At 59.2% G+C, this 19,684-nt stretch carries 17 protein-coding genes; 1 reads left to right on the forward strand and 16 read right to left on the reverse strand.

The genetic code is table 11. The annotated features are described in order from the left end of the window. Positions 1-128: 128 nt before the first annotated feature. On the forward strand, positions 129-332 hold the full coding sequence (locus BN1115_RS17225; protein WP_042658113.1) for a hypothetical protein: 204 nt from the start codon (positions 129-131) through the stop codon (positions 330-332). A gap of 131 nt (positions 333-463) precedes the next feature. Here the strand turns inward: BN1115_RS17225 and tldD are convergent, their stop codons facing one another. The 16 genes from tldD to BN1115_RS17305 all read right to left on the reverse strand — a co-directional run bounded on the left by tldD (position 464) and on the right by BN1115_RS17305 (position 19,618). Continuing rightward, positions 464-1,912 carry a metalloprotease TldD gene (gene tldD, locus BN1115_RS17230; protein WP_042658114.1) on the reverse strand — a complete coding sequence of 483 codons (1,449 nt, stop codon included), beginning with the start codon at positions 1,910-1,912 and terminating at the stop codon, positions 464-466. A 70-nt stretch (positions 1,913-1,982) separates the two neighbouring features. Then, entirely contained in the window at positions 1,983-2,816 is an 834-nt protein-coding gene (locus BN1115_RS17235; protein WP_042658115.1) for a carbon-nitrogen hydrolase family protein, read from the reverse strand. A 37-nt stretch (positions 2,817-2,853) separates the two neighbouring features. Then, on the reverse strand, positions 2,854-3,174 hold the full coding sequence (locus tag BN1115_RS17240; RefSeq protein WP_042658116.1) for a Dabb family protein: 321 nt from the start codon (positions 3,172-3,174) through the stop codon (positions 2,854-2,856). Between the two features lie 49 nt (positions 3,175-3,223). Then, entirely contained in the window at positions 3,224-7,114 is a 3,891-nt protein-coding gene (locus tag BN1115_RS17245) for a YhdP family protein (protein ID WP_042658117.1), read from the reverse strand. Next, positions 7,115-8,584 (reverse strand): ribonuclease G, encoded by a 1,470-nt coding sequence (gene rng, locus BN1115_RS17250; protein ID WP_005348639.1) that lies wholly within the window; start codon positions 8,582-8,584, stop codon positions 7,115-7,117. 94 nt (positions 8,585-8,678) lie between these two features. Continuing rightward, positions 8,679-9,266, reverse strand: coding sequence for a Maf family protein (locus tag BN1115_RS17255; RefSeq protein ID WP_042658118.1), 588 nt, complete (start codon positions 9,264-9,266; stop codon positions 8,679-8,681). Positions 9,267-9,268: 2 nt separating this feature from the next. After that, positions 9,269-9,754 carry a rod shape-determining protein MreD gene (gene mreD / locus BN1115_RS17260; RefSeq protein ID WP_042057163.1) on the reverse strand — a complete coding sequence of 162 codons (486 nt, stop codon included), beginning with the start codon at positions 9,752-9,754 and terminating at the stop codon, positions 9,269-9,271. Next, on the reverse strand, positions 9,754-10,644 hold the full coding sequence (gene mreC / locus BN1115_RS17265) for a rod shape-determining protein MreC (protein WP_042057160.1): 891 nt from the start codon (positions 10,642-10,644) through the stop codon (positions 9,754-9,756). Before mreC ends, mreD begins: the two co-directional genes overlap by 1 nt. A gap of 42 nt (positions 10,645-10,686) precedes the next feature. Continuing rightward, on the reverse strand, positions 10,687-11,727 hold the full coding sequence (locus tag BN1115_RS17270) for a rod shape-determining protein (RefSeq protein WP_005340051.1): 1,041 nt from the start codon (positions 11,725-11,727) through the stop codon (positions 10,687-10,689). Between the two features lie 204 nt (positions 11,728-11,931). Beyond that, positions 11,932-15,927: a DUF6701 domain-containing protein gene (locus BN1115_RS22820; RefSeq protein WP_042658162.1), complete on the reverse strand. Its 3,996-nt coding sequence runs from the start codon at positions 15,925-15,927 to the stop codon at positions 11,932-11,934. A 25-nt stretch (positions 15,928-15,952) separates the two neighbouring features. Further along, positions 15,953-16,426 (reverse strand): MSHA biogenesis protein MshP, encoded by a 474-nt coding sequence (locus BN1115_RS17280; protein WP_042658119.1) that lies wholly within the window; start codon positions 16,424-16,426, stop codon positions 15,953-15,955. Beyond that, positions 16,416-17,345, reverse strand: a complete 930-nt coding sequence (locus BN1115_RS17285; protein WP_175566097.1) for a PilW family protein — start codon at positions 17,343-17,345, stop codon at positions 16,416-16,418. Before BN1115_RS17285 ends, BN1115_RS17280 begins: the two co-directional genes overlap by 11 nt. Then, positions 17,345-17,914: a prepilin-type N-terminal cleavage/methylation domain-containing protein gene (locus BN1115_RS17290; RefSeq protein WP_042658121.1), complete on the reverse strand. Its 570-nt coding sequence runs from the start codon at positions 17,912-17,914 to the stop codon at positions 17,345-17,347. Before BN1115_RS17290 ends, BN1115_RS17285 begins: the two co-directional genes overlap by 1 nt. Continuing rightward, positions 17,901-18,395, reverse strand: coding sequence for a prepilin-type N-terminal cleavage/methylation domain-containing protein (locus BN1115_RS17295; protein ID WP_042658122.1), 495 nt, complete (start codon positions 18,393-18,395; stop codon positions 17,901-17,903). Before BN1115_RS17295 ends, BN1115_RS17290 begins: the two co-directional genes overlap by 14 nt. Before the next feature lie 57 nt (positions 18,396-18,452). Then, positions 18,453-18,932 carry a prepilin-type N-terminal cleavage/methylation domain-containing protein gene (locus BN1115_RS17300; protein ID WP_042658123.1) on the reverse strand — a complete coding sequence of 160 codons (480 nt, stop codon included), beginning with the start codon at positions 18,930-18,932 and terminating at the stop codon, positions 18,453-18,455. Positions 18,933-18,946: 14 nt separating this feature from the next. Then, positions 18,947-19,618 carry a prepilin-type N-terminal cleavage/methylation domain-containing protein gene (locus tag BN1115_RS17305; RefSeq protein ID WP_042658124.1) on the reverse strand — a complete coding sequence of 224 codons (672 nt, stop codon included), beginning with the start codon at positions 19,616-19,618 and terminating at the stop codon, positions 18,947-18,949. Positions 19,619-19,684 lie beyond the last annotated feature (66 nt).

The raw sequence follows: 19,684 nt of genomic DNA on the forward strand, positions 1-19,684 counted from the left end.
CGTACTCAACGACCGGCCTCATCTCTGCTATGACGACAAGCTATTTACTGTTTGTTTTTTGTACAGCAATCATTCAGCTCGACATGGCTATCTTGTATCCGCCCCCCTTGTTCCAGAAGAGTATCCAGATGACCAAGATGCTGACCGAAATTGGTAGTCATAGCCTGTTTCACGAGTACTTGAATGTGCTCGGCATTGTCAATCCAGCCCTTGCCAACGTAGAGCAGCTGTGGGAACACAAGCAGCAAGAGAGGCTGATCGCCAAGATCCAGATCGATAAACAGGGCAAGGCCCGTTACTTCATCGACGCCCGCGCCATCTCGGTCAACTGATACCGAATAATTCGCCAGCCCCGGCCCACCGACCGGGGCTTTTTGTTATCTGCCATCAGCTAAATAGCAAAACCCCGGCAAGAGCCGGGGTTTGATTGCGTCGGGTTACGCCGCTGCGCGGCTCACCCAACCTACGAGGTGCCACCCACGGTGAGCTGGTCCAGCTTGAGGGTGGGCTGGCCGACACCGACCGGCACGCTCTGCCCCTCCTTGCCACAGATGCCGACCCCGCGATCCAGCGCAAGATCGCTGCCCACCATGGAGACCTGGCTCATCGCCTCGGGGCCGTTGCCGATCAGGGTCGCGCCCTTGATGGGGGCGGTGATCTTGCCATCCTCGATGAGGTAAGCCTCGGAGGCGGAGAAGACAAACTTGCCGGAGGTGATGTCCACCTGACCGCCACCGAAGTTGGGGGCATAAATGCCCTTCTTCACCGAGGCGATGATTTCGGCCGGATCGTACTGACCCGCCAGCATGTAGGTGTTGGTCATGCGCGGCATCGGCATGGCGGCATAGGATTCGCGGCGGCCGTTGCCAGTGAGCGGCACGCCCATCAGGCGGGCGTTCTGCTTGTCCTGCAGGTACCCCTTGAGGATGCCGTTCTCGATCAGCACGTTGTAACCGCCCGGTGTCCCCTCGTCATCTATGCTGACGGAACCGCGCCGACCCGGCAGGGTGCCATCATCGACGATGGTGCAGTGCTTGGAGGCCACCTGCTCGCCGATGCGACCGGCAAACGCGGAAGAGCCCTTGCGGTTGAAGTCCCCCTCCAGACCGTGGCCCACCGCCTCGTGCAGCAGCACGCCGGGCCAACCGGAGCCCAGCACCACCGGCATGGTGCCGGCTGGCGCGTCAATCGCTTCGAGGTTGACCAGCGCCTGACGCACCGCTTCGCGCACATAGCCAAAGGCGCGGCTCTCCAGCCCGTCCAGTTCGAGGAACCAGTCGTAGCCGAAGCGACCACCGCCACCGGCACTGCCACGCTCGCGGCGATCGCCCTTCTCGGCGATCACGGTCACCGACAAACGCACCAGTGGACGAATATCGGCAGCCAGGGTGCCATCGGTAGCGGCGACCAGCACCTCTTCGTAGACACCGCTGATGGAGGCCATCACCTGATTGATGACGGGGTCCAGACTTCTGGCGAACTTGTCCATCTGCTCCAGCAGGGCAATTTTCTGCTGCTTGTCGAGGGTTTGCAGCGGATCCATGGCCGGATAGAGCAGGTTCGCTTCGGTGCGAGCCCACGCCTTCACCTTGCCCTGCGCACCGGCAGCGGCGATACCACGGGCGGCGGTCACCGACTGTTGCAGCGCCAGCAGGCTCAGCTCGTCCGAGTAGGCGAAGCCGGTCTTCTCGCCGCTGACGGCGCGCACCCCGACCCCCTGATCGATGTTGTAGCTGCCATCCTTGACGATGCCATCTTCCAGCATCCAGGACTCGTGCCAGCTGCGCTGGAAATAGAGATCGCCGAACTCAACCTGATGGCTCATCAGGCTGCCGAGCAGTTGCTGCAGGCGCCCTTCGTCGAGGTCGTTCGGGGCCAACAGGGAGGCACTAACCTGGCTCAATAGACTCAATCTTCTTCTCCACTCTCGTAACGAGATGTTTTAAATCGTCTTGCCGACGGGTTGGCAACAAGCCACTCCATCACAACAAACGGGCATGGGTCAGCACTGGCATGGTGCGATGCAATTCGTCGATAAGCCCAAGCTCCATCTGCGCCAATACTGTGCCGCGTCCGGACTCTTTGCTCGCCAGCACCCGACCCCAGGGGTCGATCACCATGCTGTGGCCCCAGGTCTGGCGCCCCGTCTCGTGAGTGCCGCCCTGATTGGCAGCCACTACGTAGCACTGGTTTTCGATGGCGCGGGCCCGCAGCAGCGGCTCCCAGTGCGCCTCGCCGGTCACGGCGGTAAATGCAGCAGGCACCAGCAGCACGCGGGCACCGGCACGGGCCAACTGGCGGTAGAGCTCGGGAAAGCGCAGATCATAACAGATCGAGAGGCCAAGGGGACCAAAGGGGGTGTCCACCAGCACAGGCACATCCCCCGGGCTGAACGTTTCCGACTCCCGGTAACGACCGTGATTGTCCGTCACGTCCACATCGAACAGGTGGATCTTGTGGTAGTGGCCCCTGAGTTCACCGCTTGAGTCAAACACCAGCGAGCTGGTGTGGATGTGGTCGGAACCTGCGATGGTGGTCGGCATTCTTGTCGGCATAGCACCGGCCACCAGCCAGATGCCGCAATCGCGGGCCCACTCGGCCAGTTGCTGCTGGATGGGGGCGGCGCCGCTCAGATCGGGGCCAATCGCCTCGGCACCATCCAGATAGCCCTGCCGTTCGCCAAACAGGGCAAAGTTCTCCGGCAGCAGCACCAGCAGCGGCCGCTCTTTTGGCAAGGCCGCCAGTTCGGCGGCAATCTGCTCCCGGTTATCCTGCCAGTTGCGGCCTGATACCAGCTGTATTGCGGCTAACCACATGACGCACTCCTTGTCGCTTGCCTTGTAGATTGGACCATCAGACGGTGACAGCATCCCCTGCCTGCAGGGTGTAATCCAGCACTATGATACGTGCCAGCACCGGACGGAAGATGGCCTTGAGGGCATCGTGATCAGGATGGGGCAGATAGCGCTGGCGGGCCGCTTCGTCGGCGAAGGTCATCAGCACGCTGTGGGTAAAGCCGTCATTCCTCCCCTCGGGGCTGTCATTCTCCCCCCACTCCACAGCGGTCACACCGCTGACCTTGGCCGGTATGGCGAGGAAGGCGGCCCTGACGGCGGCAATATCGGCGGGGAGTGCGTCGGGCTTGAAGGTGATCAGCAGAATATGTCGGATCATGGCTCTCTCCTTGAGCGTGAGCAGGTCGAAGCAAGGGTTGGCGCCAGCATCAAGGCTGACGCGGACTGCCTGGTTGTGGATTGAGCAGGAAAGGGGTGGCCGCTGGCAGGGTGGGCACCACCGCATCGACCGCCTCTTTCTGCTGCTGGTTAAGCTTGATCCGAGCCCGATTGCGTCCCGCCTCGATCAGCTTGGGATCATCGAGCGGGCCGGAGACCCGGAAATCGATGCGGGTCACCACATCCACCACCGGTTCCAGCAATTTGGAGAGGGCCAGCACATAGAGCCCGGTCACCGGCGTGATGGAGAAGGCCGCCACCACCGGCAAGGTGCCACCCAGGTTCGGGGAGAAGCTCAGATCGAAGTCGAGCCGCCAGCGCACCAGATCGGCGATCCCTTCACCGCGCAGGTTGCCAGCCGCCCCTTTCATATAGAAGTCGTCATTTTTGAGCTGCCCCTGCTTGATGGTGGCGGAGGCAGACATGGATTCGAAGTAGAAGCCCTTGTCGAACACATCGCGAAAATCGAGGCGCAGCTTGCGCAGCAGGGAGTCGAGACTGAGCAGGGAGAGCAGTCGCGCCCCCTTGTCGTTGACCTCCCGCAGGGTGCCGCCCTCCAGCTGATAGTTGGCACTTCCCCCCAGGGTCGGCAGACTCGGCCGGTAGGGCACATCCTGCCAGTTCAGATCAAAGGCGAGGGAGCCGGGCGCATCGCCGATGGGCGAGGTGTAACCGAGCCGCTTGAGCAGCAGCTCGCTGTTGCCGCTGGTCAGCTTGCCACGGGCGCGGGTCTGCATCCGGTTGCCATCGGCCAGCCAGTCCATGTTGCCGGTGAGCTGACTGCCGGCCAGCCGCACATCCAGCCCCTTGAGGGTCACCTTGTTGGCACCGGGCACCAGCTCCCCTTTCACTTCGCCGAGCGGCAGCTCGCCAAAGCGACAGTCGACACAACTGAATGTCAGCCAGGGAATGGAGGCCATGATGGCGTTATCCTGCTGCGCATCAGGATCCGGGCTGAGATCCGAACTCTTGCCGGACCAGTAGATGCGGGCAAACTTGGCATCCACCGGGCGATTGGCCACTGCGGGCAGCCGGATCACCCCCATCACGTCGGGGCTGTCGATCATCACCTCGGTCGCCTGACTGGTCGGCCCCACGGTGAAGCGCGCCGCCTTGAGGGTGGCACTGCCGATATAGGCGCGGGCCAGCTGACCATCCACCCACCACTCCTGCGGCAGGAAGGCGGGGCCGACCACCGCATTGCCAGTCTGGTTCTGCGCTGGCAGCCACTGCTTGAGCCGCGCCAGCCAGCCGCCGACGTCGGCCTCCTGCTGGTTGATGGCAAGCAGCATGGGGGCATCGCGCAGCACCCGGGCACCCGGTTGGCCCACATCGACCCGCACCCGACTGAGATAGGGCCCCCCTTCTCCGTAGACCAGCCGGGTCTGCATATCCACATCAGCCCCCAGCACGGCGCGAATGTCGGCGCTACCATCCCGGCCACGGGCGATCACCTTGAGCGGCAGCCGGCTGGCGCTGCTCTTGGCCAGCGGCAGCGGCAGATCCAGCCCCATCCCCTGCAGGTTGGAGTCGAGCGCCAGCTGGAAGCTGAACGGTTTGCTCTCGGGCAGGGTCAGCCCAAGCTTGCCACCCCAGTTGCTGCGGCCGTTGAGGATACCGTACGAGGCGATGGCCGCAGGCTGGCGTCGGCTATCCCACTGCCCCTTGAAATCGAGGTCAACCTGATAGTGATCCGGATGTTGGCGCCCCTGATAGTCAAGGGTCAACGGCTGGTTCCACAGACTCGCCTTGAGGTTGCTGAAGCGGGTCTGCTCGTTGTCATATTCGAGGCGCCCCTGCACCTTCTCCAGCGGCAGATCCAGACTGGCGACCCGCACCTTGTTGTTGCTGAAGGTGGCATCGCCGCTCGCCTTCACCTCGCTCTCGCCATCGAGGGGAATATCGAGCTTGACCGAACCGGCCATCGGGCCGCGGATCTCGATCTCTCGCAGCGCCTGTCCCACCGAACTGCCCAGCGGGGAGTCCTGCAGGTAGTCGCTGATGGCCTTGCCCTCGCCCTGCACCTTGGCATCCACATAGAGGTGGGCGCCAGGGGAGAGATCCGGGATCCAGGCATGCACCGAGTCGGAGCTCGCCTTGCCAAGTCGGGTGGCGCGGCTGCGCATATCGAGGCCGGCATTCTGGAACAACAGGTCGATCTGCAGGTCGGTGAGCGGTTGCCAACCGGGGAAGAATTCGTAGGTGGCCTGCTCCAGCGGCACCGCCACCTGGAAAATGCCATCGCCCTGCTCATAGGGGAAATCACGGAACTCGCCGTACCAGAGCAGATCGGCCCCCTTGGCCTTGCCCCCCTTGATGGCGCCGCTCAGGTAATCCACCAGTCCCTTGTCCATCGCCTGCAGCGGGAAGTAGCGATCGGCATGGCCCGCGTTCTTCACATCGATGCGGCCGGTCAGGGCCAGGAAGGGGTGCTCGAACAGATCGAGACGGAAACGGCTGGCCAGAGTCAGGTCAGGGTTATCCAGCGCGATATCCTGCCCGTAGAGCACCCAGCCTTGTGCCTCGCGCCACCAGTCGAGGCGGGCCGAGAAGCTGTCGACCGGGATCGGCACCTTGAAGTGACGGGCGGGATCCACCTTGTCGTTCGCCAGCGCCAATCTGGCACTGCCCCCCTTGGGGGTGAGCCAGAACTCGCCGTTGAGATCCCGCCAACCGGGCACGTCGTGCCAGGCATTGAGGCTCACATTGGCGATCTCGCCGCTGAAGGAGATATCCTGCCACCCGGCATCCGCCAGCAGGGTCAAATCGGTCAGCTTGCCCTTGGGCTTGGTCTGCTTGAGCAACTCGCTCTGGGCGGGATACATCGCCGAGACCAGCTGGCTCAGCTGGGCAAGCTGATCGAGATCGATCTGCGGCACATAGCCCTGCACCCGCTCGCCGATCCGCTCCAGCTGCAACCGGCTGTGCAGCCAGGGTTTTTCGTCAAGTTTGAAGATCACATCGTGGCTGGCCAGTTGCCAGTCCTGACCATCCCGGCGCAGTTGAACCTTGCCGCCATCGAGACCGAGACGATGGAGCCGCTGATCCTTGGGATCCTTCCAGATCAGGTAGTTGTTGCCAAAGGCCAGCAGGGTGTTGCCCAGCTTGCCGCTGTCAAACTCGCTCCAGAGCTGGAAGTCGAGCTGACCGGCGACGCTGGGCTCACCCGCATGGATCTTGGCGAGAATGGGACTGATATCGAGCTGGCGGGCACCCAGATAGAGCTGCCCCTTGAGGCGGTCGAGGCGCGCCGTCGGGGCATCGATATCCAGAATCAGATCGATGGTGCTCTCGCCCACCCCGTTGATGAGGTAAGCCTTGCCGACCCCCTGATGGCGCTTGCCGCGGTTCTGCCAGCGCAGTTGGGCAATGTCGAGCGCCCGCAGATCACCGAGGGAGGTGGTGACGCTGAGGCGGGTGTTATGCACATCGAAGGTGGAGAGCTGGGTCAGCAGAAAGCGCAGCAGGGCCCCCTGTTGGGGGTCCCCTTGCGGCTCGCGGCTGTTGGCGGGCTGGCTGAAATCGAGGGTGATGTCGCCATCGCTGAGGGTCAGCTCGCCAAACACCGGCTTGAGCTCGTTGAGGGTGCGCCAGAAGTCGAGATGCACCCAGGCTTTGCCGAGCTGTACGGTAAAACGCCCCGAATCCGGGGCGATGGCGAGTTGCTGCAATTCGAGGGCGGGCCCTGATTGTGTCCAGTCCAGCCCCACTTGCTCCACGCTGACCTTGAGTTGTGAATCCCCCAGCAGAGTGTTGATCAGACTCTCCCGGTATTGATTCAGCAAAGGGCCCCCAACCCGTACCAGCGTGACCAGCATGGCCATCAGTACGAACAGGACCCCCAGGGCCAACCAGCCCCGACTCAGCCAGCGGTAGACCAATTACATCATCACCACGTCGAATTGCTCCTGACCACAGAGGGGTTCGCTCACAACCCGCACCTGTTTGCCGATAAACACTTCCAGTTCCGCCAGACTGTGGGACTCCTCGCCATGGAGGTAATCGGCCACGGCCGGAGCGGCGTAAACGGTAAACTGATCCGCATCGTAGGCGCGATTGACCCGGATGATCTCCCGCAGGATCTCGAAGCAGACCGACTCCACTGTCTTGACCCGACCGCGCCCCTTGCACTCGGGGCACTCGGAGCAGAGCACATGCTCCAGGCTCTCGCGGGTGCGCTTGCGGGTCATCTCGACCAAGCCTAGTTGGGAGAAACCGTTGACGTTGGTCTTGGCGCGATCCTTGGAGAGCGCCTGCTCCAGGCTGTGCAGCACCCGACGGCGGTGATCTTCCGACTGCATGTCGATGAAGTCGATGATGATGATGCCGCCGAGGTTGCGCAGGCGCAGATGGCGTGCGATGGCCGCCGTCGCCTCGACGTTGGTGTTGAAGATGGTCTCTTCCAGATTGCGATGGCCGACGAAGGCACCGGTGTTGATATCCACCGTGGTCATGGCTTCGGTCTGGTCGATGATGAGGTAGCCGCCGGATTTCAGCTCCACCTTGCGCTCCAGCGCGCGCTGGATCTCGTTCTCCACGTCGTAGAGATCGAAGATCGGCGACTCGCCGGGGTAGTACTCCAGCTTGTTGGCCAGCTCCGGCACATACTCACCGGTGAAACGCTTGAGCTGATCGAAGCTCTGACGGGAGTCAACGCGGATCTTGTCGAGCTCGGCACCGACGAAATCGCGCACCACCCGGAAGGCAAGACTGGGATCCTCGTAGAGGATCTTGCAGGGCGGGTACTTCTGCTTGCGCTCGAGGATCTTGCGCCACAGGCGTTTCAGGAAGGCGGCATCCTGCTCCAGCTCCAGCTCCCCCACCCCTTCGGCGGCGGTACGGATGATGTAGCCACCCAGCTCGTCCACATAACCGGCCACGGTGCGCTTGAGACGCTCCCGCTCCGCTTCGGACTCGATGCGCTGGGAAACGCCGACGTGGGCGCTGCCCGGCATAAAGACCAGATAGCGGGACGGCAGAGTGATGTCGGTGGTGAGACGGGCCCCCTTGGTACCCAGCGGATCTTTCACCACCTGCACCATGATGTCCTGCCCCTGGCGCACCAGCTCGGCGATGTTGCCGACCTGAAACTGCTCCTTCTCCTTCACCGCCACGCACTCGGTGTGGGGCACGATGTCGGAGGCATGGAGAAACGCCGCCTTGTCCATACCGATATCGACGAATGCCGCCTGCATGCCGGGCAGCACCCGACTGATCTTGCCTTTGTAGATATTGCCCACGATGCCACGCTTGGCCTGACGCTCTACGTGCACTTCCTGCAGCAGACCGTTTTCGACCAGGGCGACCCGGGTTTCGGAGGGGGTAACGTTAACCAGCAGTTCTACCGACATAAGTAACCTTGCCTGTTCCAGTTTTGAATTCTATAGAGCCAATCCGGTACAACGCGCGCAAGGGAGAACGCAGCAGAGCACAGCTGACGAGAAATTATCTAATCTGTTCCAGATGATGCTTGATCAGCAGGTCTGTCTCCAGCAGGGGCAGGCCGACCACGGCGCTGTAGCTCCCCTCGATGCGGCTGACAAACTTGCCTGCAATGCCCTGAATGCCGTAAGCCCCGGCCTTGTCACAGGGCTCACCGGTCTGCCAGTAGGCCTCGATTTCGGCCTCATCCAGCTTGCGAAACGCCACGTTGGTGGTGACCAGACGCACGTCACAACGATCCTTGCTGGCCAGCGCCACCGCCGTCATCACCTGATGCACCTTGCCGGAGAGCGCCTCCAGCATATCTTTGGCATCCAGCAGATCGGACGGTTTCTCCAGTACCCGGTCGCCCAGCACCACTATGGTGTCGGCACCCAGCACCGGCAACGCTGTCGGCGCACACGCCACGCCAGCCATCGCCTTGTCACGGGCGAGACGGCAGACGTAATCCTGCGCCTTTTCACCCTCTTCCCGCTGCTCGGGCACATCCAGTTTCAGCACCTCGAAGCGGTAGCCAAGCTGGGTCAGCAGTTCACGGCGACGGGGAGAAGCCGAGGCGAGATAGAGTTGTGGTTCGTTGTTTTTGCTCATATTTACCTAATGTTGAAGCGGCGCCGCACCTTGCGCAGCACCAGAAACACCCAGGGCCATATTAACATCGTCGTCAACGTCGACCAAAAATAGGCGAAGTTGAGGCTGGCCTGGCTGAACAGGTGCTCGGCCCAGAATACCGTCATCTTGCCCACCAGCGAGAGACCACCGATGATCAGTGCCTGCTGCCAGAGGGAGAAGTTGCGGATCTTCTGGAACTGGAAGGCTGCCAGATAGGTGGTGATGGCCATCGCCATCGCCCGCACGCCGAGGGTGCTGCCGAGCAGCACATCCAGCAGCAGACCCGCCACCCAGGCGGTGCCGACGTTGGTCCGGTGCGGCAAGGCCAGTGCCCAGTAGATCAGCACCATGGCCAGCCAGTCCGGACGGAAGGGGTCAAATTCGAAAGGAAGCGGCAGGATCGACAGGCTCAAGGCCAGCAGGATCGAGATCCAGATCCAGATCCTGCCGCTGGCGGGTTGCAGCATCAGCGAGTGGCTCCTGCGGCGGACGCAGCGGGCGCTGCCTGTTCGCCATCCTCATCATGTACTTCAGGTTTCTTGTCGGTCCACAGCAGCAGCAGGTAGCGCAGTCGATCCAGCTCCACCAGCGGCTTGGCCTCGACCTGGGCGAAGGGCTTGCCCTCCACATACTCGGAGCGAGTCACGGTCGCCACCGGATAACCTTCCGGGAAGCGGCCACCCAGACCGGAGGTGACCAGCAGATCACCCACCTGAATATCGGTGTTGCGCGGCAGGTTGCGCAGCTCAAGCTTGTCGAGTTCACCACTGCCGGAGGCGATGGCACGCAAGTCGTTGCGCAGCACCCGCACCGGAATGCCATGGCTGGAGTCGGTGATCAGCAGCACGCGACTGGTGGTGGAGCCCACGTGGAGCACCTGACCAATCACCCCCTGATCGTTGATCACCGCCTGACCGTTGTAGACGCCATCCAGCGCCCCCTTGTTGATCAGCACCTGATGGCTGAAGGGGTCGGAATCCACCGACAGCAGCTCGGCCACCATCTTGCGGGACTCCTTGTGCACCGGCGAGCCCAGCAGCTCGCGCAGACGCTGGTTCTCGTGCTCCAGATGATCCATCTTGAGCAGGCGAGAGCGCAGGGTAAACAGCTGTTGCTCCTGCTGCTTGGTCTGCTCGATAAGATCGGCACGGGTCTGCACCTGGGTCGACATGGTGTCAAGCAGGGTACCGGGCGCATTGGCCATGTATTGCAGGGGACTGACTAACGAACTGAGGTAGACGCGGACATGGGTAAACACACCGAAGCGGGAATCCGCGACGATGGCAGCGATGGAGATGATGACGGCGAGAAACAACCGTAACTGAAGCGAAGGGCCTCTACCAAAAATGGGTTTCATGGGTCGTCAAAAAAGAGCCGGCACGCTGGCCGGCTTTGGGTCTTATTCGTAGTGGAACAGATCGCCACCGTGCATATCGATCAGCTCCAGCGCCTTGCCGCCGCCACGGGCCACACAGGTGAGGGGATCTTCGGCCACGACGACAGGAATGCCGGTCTCTTCCATCAGCAGACGGTCGATATCTTTCAGCAGTGCGCCACCACCGGTCAGCACCATGCCGCGCTCGGAGATGTCGGAAGCCAGTTCCGGCGGAGACTGCTCCAGTGCAACCATGACCGCAGCGACGATACCGGACAGCGGCTCTTGCAGCGCTTCCAGGATCTCGTTGGAGTTGAGGGTGAAGCTGCGCGGTACACCTTCAGCCAGATTACGGCCACGCACTTCAATCTCGCGCACCTCTTCGCCCGGATAGGCGGAGCCGATCTCGTGCTTGATGCGCTCGGCAGTGGCTTCACCGATCAGGCTGCCGTAGTTGCGACGGACGTAGCTGATGATCGCTTCGTCAAACTTGTCGCCACCGATACGGACAGACTGGGAGTAGACCACACCGTTCAGGGAGATGATGGCCACTTCAGTGGTACCACCACCGATATCGACCACCATGGAACCGGTCGCTTCGGAGACCGGCAGGCCGGCACCGATGGCAGCAGCCATTGGCTCGTCGATCAGGTAGACCTCACGGGCACCGGCGCCCAGTGCGGACTCCTTGATGGCGCGACGCTCAACCTGGGTGGAGCCGCACGGTACACACACCAGCACACGCGGGCTGGGGCGGAAATAGTTGTTGTCGTGAACCTGCTTGATGAAGTGCTGCAGCATCTTCTCGGTCACGTAGAAATCGGCGATCACGCCGTCTTTCATCGGGCGGATCGCGGAGATGTTGCCCGGGGTACGGCCCAGCATCTGCTTGGCGGCATGACCGACAGCAGCGACCGATTTGGCGTTCCCGCGCTCTTGGCGAATGGCGACAACTGAGGGTTCGTTAAGGACGATCCCTTGATCTTTTACATAGATCAGGGTGTTGGCAGTTCCCAAATCGATCGACAGATCGTTGGAAAAGACGCCTCTGAGCTTTTTGAACATGGCTACGGGAAATCCTAAGAATTTGGAGGTGCAGAAAACCGGCTAACTTTACCAATGCCCACCCTAATGGGCAAGCGCTCAAACTGTCGCCAATCAATCAGGCGCGACAAAAATGCGAGTCATCACTCACTCGCACACGCTTGTAAACGCTAATAAACAAGGATTTAGGGGGATGCCGTTGCGCCATCCCCCCTTACACATCATTTAGTGCAATACTTCGCGCCGATAAATAATTCTGTCATTACCCCGGCTGGAGCCGAAAATGGCCTCACCTTGCAGGTTGCCATCATTGGCACTCGCCGGGTCAGAGAGCCAGAGCGGCGATAATGGCTGTTTTGCCAAATCGACCTTGTAGGGAATGCGCACCGAGATATCCGGCCTGGCAAAGTGGAACAGGATCTCCCCATCTTTCGCCTGTGCAGCATCGCCACCCGGTGCCGAGCTGCCCAACCCCAGCTTGATCTTGCGGCCCGCCCCCAGATTCAGGTCGCGAGTGGCTGCATCAAACGAGTGGCCCGGGTTGAGGAAGCGGATGCCGTCAGCGGCGAGAGAGAGCCGGGTACATTGATCTTCCTTGTTCGGCTGCCAGTTGCCCGCTTCGTAATATTGCATCTTCAGCGGAATAGCGAGCGGCGCCGAGGCAACCCCGGCTTCAGTCCCGGCCAGCAAGCGTCCGAAATAAACTTTCATCGGTACACTGTCGATCTGACGGGCATTGCAACTGGCACCACTACAATTGCCGACCACGGCATCATTAAAGTCGGGATTGGCGATCAGGCTGCGCTCACCATCCTCATCCCGCATATAGAGGCCAAACAGCAGCGACTTGTACGGACCATCCGGCTGGTTACCCGAAAGGCGGGAAAAAGAGGTGGTGCCTTTAAAATCAGCTTTCCCGTTAACCCATGGCAGCGAAGTGATGCTGGTGAGTCGCGTAGCCAAAGAGTGACCATCTTTGTTATTGGCAACGGTGATATAGGGAGTCCCCTTGGCAAAAGGCCCCGTATAGTTCTGGGTTTGCATCCCTGTGGTGTTACGGGCCTGTACATCCAGCGTAACGCCGAAGGGCTGACCCATATAAGAGAACGCATTGCAGGCAGGCACGATCTCGCCGCTCACCAGATTAAAATCAGCAGGGATAAAACGGCCCACCGGCTGGCTCTGGGCTGATGGAATAGTGTAATTGAAGTAGCCGTTAACAGGCGGAGTCGCCGTCATTCTGAAGACCCCCACCTCGCTGACCGTCTGGCTAATGGTATTGACACTGTTGGTCGCTGCCACGTGGTTATAGGTGGTAATACCCAGCGTTGCATTGGTGCCTGGGTTTGGCGCGACCAGCGTACTGCCCAGAACAATATTACTCAGCACAAAGTTGGGCGTGATCAGATTCCCGGCGCAGATATCCCCATCATTGGCCGACTCCCAGGCCATCGCCTTGATATCTACCTGGAACGTCTCCCCCGCTTTTTTGAATACCGGGCAGCTGCTATCACCTGCCGCACAGACCCCTTGCGGAGGGGTAATACACAAGCCGACAGGGCGCGCCATAAACGTGTCGGACCCCGTCATCACCAAGCCCGCCGTCTCACTACTGCCATTATGACTGGCTGAAAGCTGCATCTGACCCGCATCCGGGTAGGCCACTTTTTTCAAGGTCGCATTACCCTGATTATCGAAAGTCAGGTTGAGGGTGGTTGGCGTTGGCGAAGCAACACTGGCGGCATAAGTCGCAATGGCATTGCCATCGATGGAGATCTTGCTACCAAAGTTATTGGTATTTGGATTGTTGTACGTTCCCCAAAAACCGACCGACCTCACCCCGGTGAATCCGGGCACACATTGTTTGGTAATGTCGTCTTTTTTAACCGCACTGATCGTCACATCCTGAGGTTGGTTGGAATAGGTATCCAGCACATCGAAAATCAAGCCGCTGTCGGCAAAGTAGAGGGTGCAAGCCGCAACGCTGGGGGTTCCATTGCCAACCTTGCACAAGGTGGAGCTGCCTGGCTTGGTGGTCGGCGTTGAACTTGACACACCGATGGTAACTGGTGTCGTCGTGTTATTGCGCAGCTGCACTGTGGTCGAGCCGCCACTGAACGACACCGAATTGCCGCCGATCCAACCATTGCTGGCAGAAGTTGGGGTCAGACTCAGGGTCGCTGTGACAGGATCCGTGATTAGCGTGGTACACGCAGCATTGGCGCACGCCTTGACCGTCACCGTCTCGGGATTGCAGGTCAGCGGCTGACCGGAGTGGCTTAGCTCGAAGTGATCAACCTTAATTCCACCTGATTCCCCCCCACAGCTAGTTCCTCCGAGATCAACCTTCTCAACAGCATTCTGATCGAAGAAATAGTTGCGGTTCCCGCTGATATCAATGTTTCCTCCTGCCGCCAACGCCCCTGTGAGCTTGGCGTTACCGGCCATCTGGATATTGCCTGCTACATAGAGGATGGCATTAATCTCATTCTGTCCGGTGATAGAGAGATCTCCCTTTACGTAGATGAAGAGATTCTCCGGTCGATTACGGATGTTGAGTCTGGCATTGTTCAGATCGAGATTGTTGAAGTAGAGCCTTGCCGTCACACCGGTAGCGATAATCTCCGCTTGGTTGCCGATACTACCGTTGTTGAAGTCATGATCCCCGGGCGTGAAACTATTACTCCCGTGACCAGCACATCGGGTAACAGTCCCATCAATGTTGCATACCAGATCCCCAAGCGGCGGCTGCAGCACACCAGGTGGAGGAGTCATAGTAGCCCCCCCTGTTGGCGGGTCGGTAAAGATATCCTTGCAGTTAAAGAAAGGGCATATGTCAGGCCAATCGCCCCCGAAGGGTTCATGGATGACCTTGCTATTGCCCGTCATAGTGACGTTAACCGCCGATACGGCGCCAGTCAGCTCGGCTTGGCTGTCCATGGTCAGGTTGCCGCCTTTTACATAAAGAATGGCATTTAGCTTGGTATTGCCGCTCATGGCGACATTACCGAAATTGTATAGCATCAGGTTGTTGGCCTTACCCTTGGCATTGACCTCCATTTGGTCGCTCAGAACCAAACCGTTTTTGATGTAAAACTGGGTGGCACTGCCACTGTCAAAGAACAGCTTGTCGTTATGACCGAGTTCCAGCTTGTCTATCCAGTGGCTACCGCCACTGAAATAGAGATTGATGTTGGATGTACTCTGGCGCTTGAAGGTATTGAGATAGCGCGCCTGCAGATAACCGTTGATGGTGGCATTGCCGATCATTTCCAGCGTCTGGTGAAGCTGGAGGGTCAGATCGCTACGACTGCCCGCCGCTGTGATCCTGCCCTGCCCCTCCATCCTGAGTCCATAGACGCTGAGCGTACTCTGGCCTAGGAAGGTCATGTTACTGTTACTCTTCATCCCCAGGTTTCTGATGGACCAATTCCCAGCAGCCATGAGCACCCGCTGGTCGCTGGGCGCAACATCCATGATGACGTTTTCGATGTAACGCGGCTGGAAAAGGGCCCCCCCTGTATTGCCATTGCCCGAGACCTCAAGAGAGCTGTAAACGGTGACCCTAGCATCATCAAGCTTGCCGTTGCCCGTGACGGTAAGCTCGTTTACATGGAGGTTCCCCGGCCCGGTGAACCCGCTGTTGTAATCATTCTTGATGGTTAACTTTTTGGCATAGACGGTCGCGCCATTGAGGTTAAGCACAGCCCCCTCGACGAGGGACAAGGTGTCGAAACGATATGTTTGCCCCGAGGTGAGGGTCGCAACGCAATTGTTGCCTCCCCATGAGGCATTTCTATAATCCCCAGCAACAGGGAATATAGCGCCATCACAGAGCAAATCGTTCTGGCTGCCATAAGCGGGAAAACTCTCCGAATTAGTGGGGAAATTATCAGGATCATTGATAAAATCCACATTTTTGAGGGGACTTGCCAAGGTTCCGCTAATGCTACAGTTGGAGACCCATGTTCCCCCGTTCCAGTAACCACCGTTGTTACAATTGGCATTTGGCTGGATACTCTTGCCGAGAAAGGGATAGTTAGTTCCCACACTCAAGCTGGTGATCTTGCTCTCGTTGTTCATGCCAAGCAAACCAGGCGTCATATGACTTTGAACGGGGAATGGGAAGACGGCTGTGCATTGATCGCCCCCTTGTGCCGAGGCGGAACCCAGCATAATGGTCAACATTATGAAGCCCCAGATAGACTTGCGGGTCTTCATGGGTACTGGTTCGTTACACGAGGTCTCACGGGGCTGCGCCATCAAAGGCCTCCACAATCAGGGTTCTGCTCACGGCAAAATCAGGGTTGGCACTGTTGAGGTCCGAGTGGCCACAGGTGCCGACACTCTCGAGACGATAGCCATTGGCTTGGCCACCATTGTAGGTCACGGGTATCTGAGAACACTGAACGACCACCCGACACTGCGCCAAACCGGCAACTCCGGCAAACGAGGGCGGTGAGCGCACCCAGTCACAGCGATCCTGAGGGGCTGTCTGGGTCGGTCGGTTGGGAAAAAGCTGGTACAACGCTACTTCCAGTCCACTCTGGGCAGCCAGCAGGGCCCGCACGCTGCGCACCTCCACCGTATTTTTCTCGCCGCTATCGACCAGAAAACGGCCCATGGCAGCCGCCAGCAGCGCCATTACCACAATAACAAACAGGGCGATCATCAAGGCGCTGCCTCGCATCCGACCGAAAGCCTGTGGATCAGGGCACATTGAACACCTCTATCTTGTGGTTGAAGGTGACCGACTCCCCCTTGCGCTCGAAGACAAAGCGCATGCCAAACTCCCCTTCGGCGTTAAACGCCGAGGTTTCCCGATAGAAGGTGCCAATACGAAGGGAATCCGCCATCAACACGCCTTGCGCGGGTAAAGGTGCACCAATGGCCGCGGTGGCACGGGTCAGCGTGTTTCCTTCCACACAGTAGCGAACCTGCTGGTTGGCAAAGTAGACCCGGCTGCCGGGAGAGAGGCCCGCCAGACTCTCGGTGCTGGTATAGCGGATGGTTTGCGCCCCGGAGACGGGCGTCAGCACATCGGTAACCCTGGCCACGCAGCGGCCATAATCGCAGCCTGCCGTGAGCGAACCAGCATTTTTGTCCGGCACGGGGAAGACGATCAGCTGGTCATCTTTTTTGACGGCGGTGGCATCCACATCCAGCGGATTGGCAGCAGAAGCCGGGGTCGCCATCACCAGCTCAAGGGTGGCCGTGCTCCCCGACATGGCGCGGTTAAGCGCCAGATAGCGGCTGGAGGTGCTGATGGGCCAGAACCGCAAACAGGCGCCCGAGTCGACCCATGTCCCGCCAGTCGTCTCGATCCGCTCCGATCCTGGCACGGCATCGCGCAGTTCGCGGTTAAGCCGCTCCATGGCGAAGCGGGCATCGCTCATCAGCTGCTCACGACTGCTGGCATCGCCATAGATCTGGCTGCCGATACCGATAAACTGGCTGGTAAAGGTCGCCATGATCCCGAGCAACAGGATCACCATCACCAACTCGACCAGGGTAAAGCCACTGTTACCCCGAGGCTGGCCGTAGGTTCGATTAGCCGGTAGGCATAATCGGACGCTGGAAGTAGTTACAGGCGCGGACATTCGGACAGGCAGGCAACACCCGACAGCAGAGCGCTCCATCAGTAGTTACCCCGGTAGAAGGAGAAGTCGAGCACGCTCTCATCTGGCAGCTTGATCTGCAGATCGATGCGTTTGCCCACAGAGCAGGTCGCTACACAACTCTTGAAGCTGCCATCGCTAAAATCTGCGGCACTTACTGCAATCCTGACCTGATAGTTGCGATATTCATCATCATTATTCGTAACCCAGCTGGTTTGCGTAAACCGGCTGGCCTGCTGCCAACTGCCCGCGGTATCAAAATCATCCACATCGTTATAGGTGTAGGGCTCTGACTCGCCGGTGCCATCAGGACCATAGCTGCTGGAACAAGGGGAGATGGTCACCCCCGCCACCTGCTCGCCACAGCGATAACGGCCACCGTTATGATCGGAGTTTTCATCAAACGACTTTTGCAAGATCTCGCCAGCCAGCCGCTGGGCCAGCTGGGCGGCACGCACCTGCTGCACCGGATCCACCGCCTGTGGCGCCTGATTAATCAGCAGCCCTAAAATGCCGGTCAAGGCCACCGCCAGCAGCACGATGCCGACAATCAGCTCAATCAGGGTAAAACCGCGCTCAGGGGCTCTCATGGATAAACCCCTCGGATTCAATCTTGATGCGGCTGGTTTCGCGACCATCACTCACCAGCAAGGTACAACCGGCAGCGCAAGTGCCCAGCGGTCGCCCCATCTGATCGAAGCGCAGCACGAAGCGGTTGTTGTTATCAAGGGAGATGGAGATACCGACAGAGGGCGTAACCAGTCGACCACGGGTCTCCAACTGGGGAGTCCAGCCACTACTGGTATCCAGGTCATCACTGGCGGGACACGCCGCATAAGTACGGTGGGCAAAACGGGGAGAGGCCACCACCAACTGGGTACAGCGGTCGGCAGGCTCATGCATATTGACGGTCTGTACCAACCGCAGCCGGGTCAGCAGCTCATCACGCACGGTTTGAGTTTCAAAGCCGCCTTTGCCCAGCCATTTGGGCACGGCAAAGGCGGCCAGAATCCCGAGTAACAGGATCACCAGTACCAGTTCAATCAGGGTAAAGCCCTTGGTTGCAGGCATGGAGGTTCTCATCAGGGAAAAGAGAAAGCGAGGCCGAAGCCTCGCTAGTTTAAACGGTTACTGACAATCGCCGTTATTGGCAGAGAGTTTTCCAATTTTAGATGTTGCAGTAGCAGTGCTGGTCGCTTCGGTATACAACACACACTTCGCATCTTTTTTCAGATCATTGTTTGCTTTGAATTGATATTTGGCAGGATTAGAACTTGCGACCTCAGTGCCATTCCAAGAACCATCAATAGTTACAGCCAGCTTAATGCCCTCATCTGAGGCTTTCGGATAACCGTAGGCAGTCTCGATTGTAGTACCGTCAGAGCTAGACACCGCGGCATCATCAGAACGCTCCTCACCCTCCAGCGCAGACTTGCTATAGACCAATTGGGCTGAGCTCTGTACTGCTGCCAGGACACCATCTGCAGCAGCTTTCTTAGCATCATCCTGCAGATTCAGGAACTTGGGTGCAGCGGTGACCGCCAGAATACCCAGAATGATGATCACGATAACCAGTTCGATCAGGGTAAAACCCGCCTGTTTTTTCATTTCACTTTCCTCTGTTAATTAATATTGGTGGTCACCTGACCGGATGCCGGACGGTAACTGAAACTCATAAATGCATCAGTCTTGCCTTGCGGATCCTGATACTTGCCATCACTGCCCTTACTCAAACTATTGACCAGATAGTAGCGGCAGACCGAATCAAGCCCGCTACCACTCACGGTGGCATAGTATTTCAGGTCATTCCCGCTACCACGCACTTCATTGAAGGTGGCCGTAGCCTTGGGCGGGTTTTGCAGCAGCCCCTCCCAAATATTGAGACAACGTTCGGCTGTCAGACTGGCCGGATCCACATTAGGATTGCCGCTGGCAGCGGTATCCATCGGATAGCCGGGCGACAGCTCGCCGTTGCTGATCTGGCTGTCAGTCGGAGTAGTCAGATAGAAGCGGCTGCCGTCATAGAGCACGGTATTGAGACTGTCCTGTTTGGCGCGACCTTCCGCCTCCCATTGAGCCCGCACCAGCGAAACGCCGGTAGCAAAACCGCCTGAGACCCCTTCCACGCTGGCCTTTTTCGCTTCGTCAGTCACATCGAGAAAGCGTGGCAGCGCAGTCACCGCCAAGATCCCCAGGATCACGATAACGATCACCAGCTCAATGAGGGAGAAGCCAGCGGCCCGTCTCATCATCCCGTTTTCCGGCATTGTTGGTGCCATTGGTTTCATTGTCATGCTCCCTCCGTAGTGCCCCGCATTATTTCATGCAGGCCCAAAAAAATCATGTAGTTGGGTCATATG

The sequence above is a fragment of the Aeromonas allosaccharophila genome, from assembly GCF_000819685.1.
Lineage (GTDB): Bacteria > Pseudomonadota > Gammaproteobacteria > Enterobacterales > Aeromonadaceae > Aeromonas > Aeromonas allosaccharophila.

Coding starts and splice junctions, on each gene's coding strand:
- mreD (WP_042057163.1), bottom strand. CDS start 9,754: ATGCTGCAACCCGCCAGCGGCAGGATCTGGATCTGGATCTCGATCCTG.
- BN1115_RS17225 (WP_042658113.1), top strand. CDS start 129: ATGACCAAGATGCTGACCGAAATTGGTAGTCATAGCCTGTTTCACGAG.
- BN1115_RS17280 (WP_042658119.1), bottom strand. CDS start 16,426: ATGTGCCCTGATCCACAGGCTTTCGGTCGGATGCGAGGCAGCGCCTTG.
- BN1115_RS17290 (WP_042658121.1), bottom strand. CDS start 17,914: ATGAGAGCCCCTGAGCGCGGTTTTACCCTGATTGAGCTGATTGTCGGC.
- BN1115_RS17255 (WP_042658118.1), bottom strand. CDS start 9,266: ATGAGCAAAAACAACGAACCACAACTCTATCTCGCCTCGGCTTCTCCC.
- BN1115_RS17305 (WP_042658124.1), bottom strand. CDS start 19,618: ATGACAATGAAACCAATGGCACCAACAATGCCGGAAAACGGGATGATG.
- BN1115_RS17240 (WP_042658116.1), bottom strand. CDS start 3,174: ATGATCCGACATATTCTGCTGATCACCTTCAAGCCCGACGCACTCCCC.
- BN1115_RS17235 (WP_042658115.1), bottom strand. CDS start 2,816: ATGTGGTTAGCCGCAATACAGCTGGTATCAGGCCGCAACTGGCAGGAT.
- BN1115_RS17285 (WP_175566097.1), bottom strand. CDS start 17,345: ATGGAGCGCTCTGCTGTCGGGTGTTGCCTGCCTGTCCGAATGTCCGCG.
- mreC (WP_042057160.1), bottom strand. CDS start 10,644: ATGAAACCCATTTTTGGTAGAGGCCCTTCGCTTCAGTTACGGTTGTTT.
- rng (WP_005348639.1), bottom strand. CDS start 8,584: ATGTCGGTAGAACTGCTGGTTAACGTTACCCCCTCCGAAACCCGGGTC.
- BN1115_RS17295 (WP_042658122.1), bottom strand. CDS start 18,395: ATGCCTGCAACCAAGGGCTTTACCCTGATTGAACTGGTACTGGTGATC.
- BN1115_RS22820 (WP_042658162.1), bottom strand. CDS start 15,927: ATGAAGACCCGCAAGTCTATCTGGGGCTTCATAATGTTGACCATTATG.
- BN1115_RS17270 (WP_005340051.1), bottom strand. CDS start 11,727: ATGTTCAAAAAGCTCAGAGGCGTCTTTTCCAACGATCTGTCGATCGAT.
- BN1115_RS17300 (WP_042658123.1), bottom strand. CDS start 18,932: ATGAAAAAACAGGCGGGTTTTACCCTGATCGAACTGGTTATCGTGATC.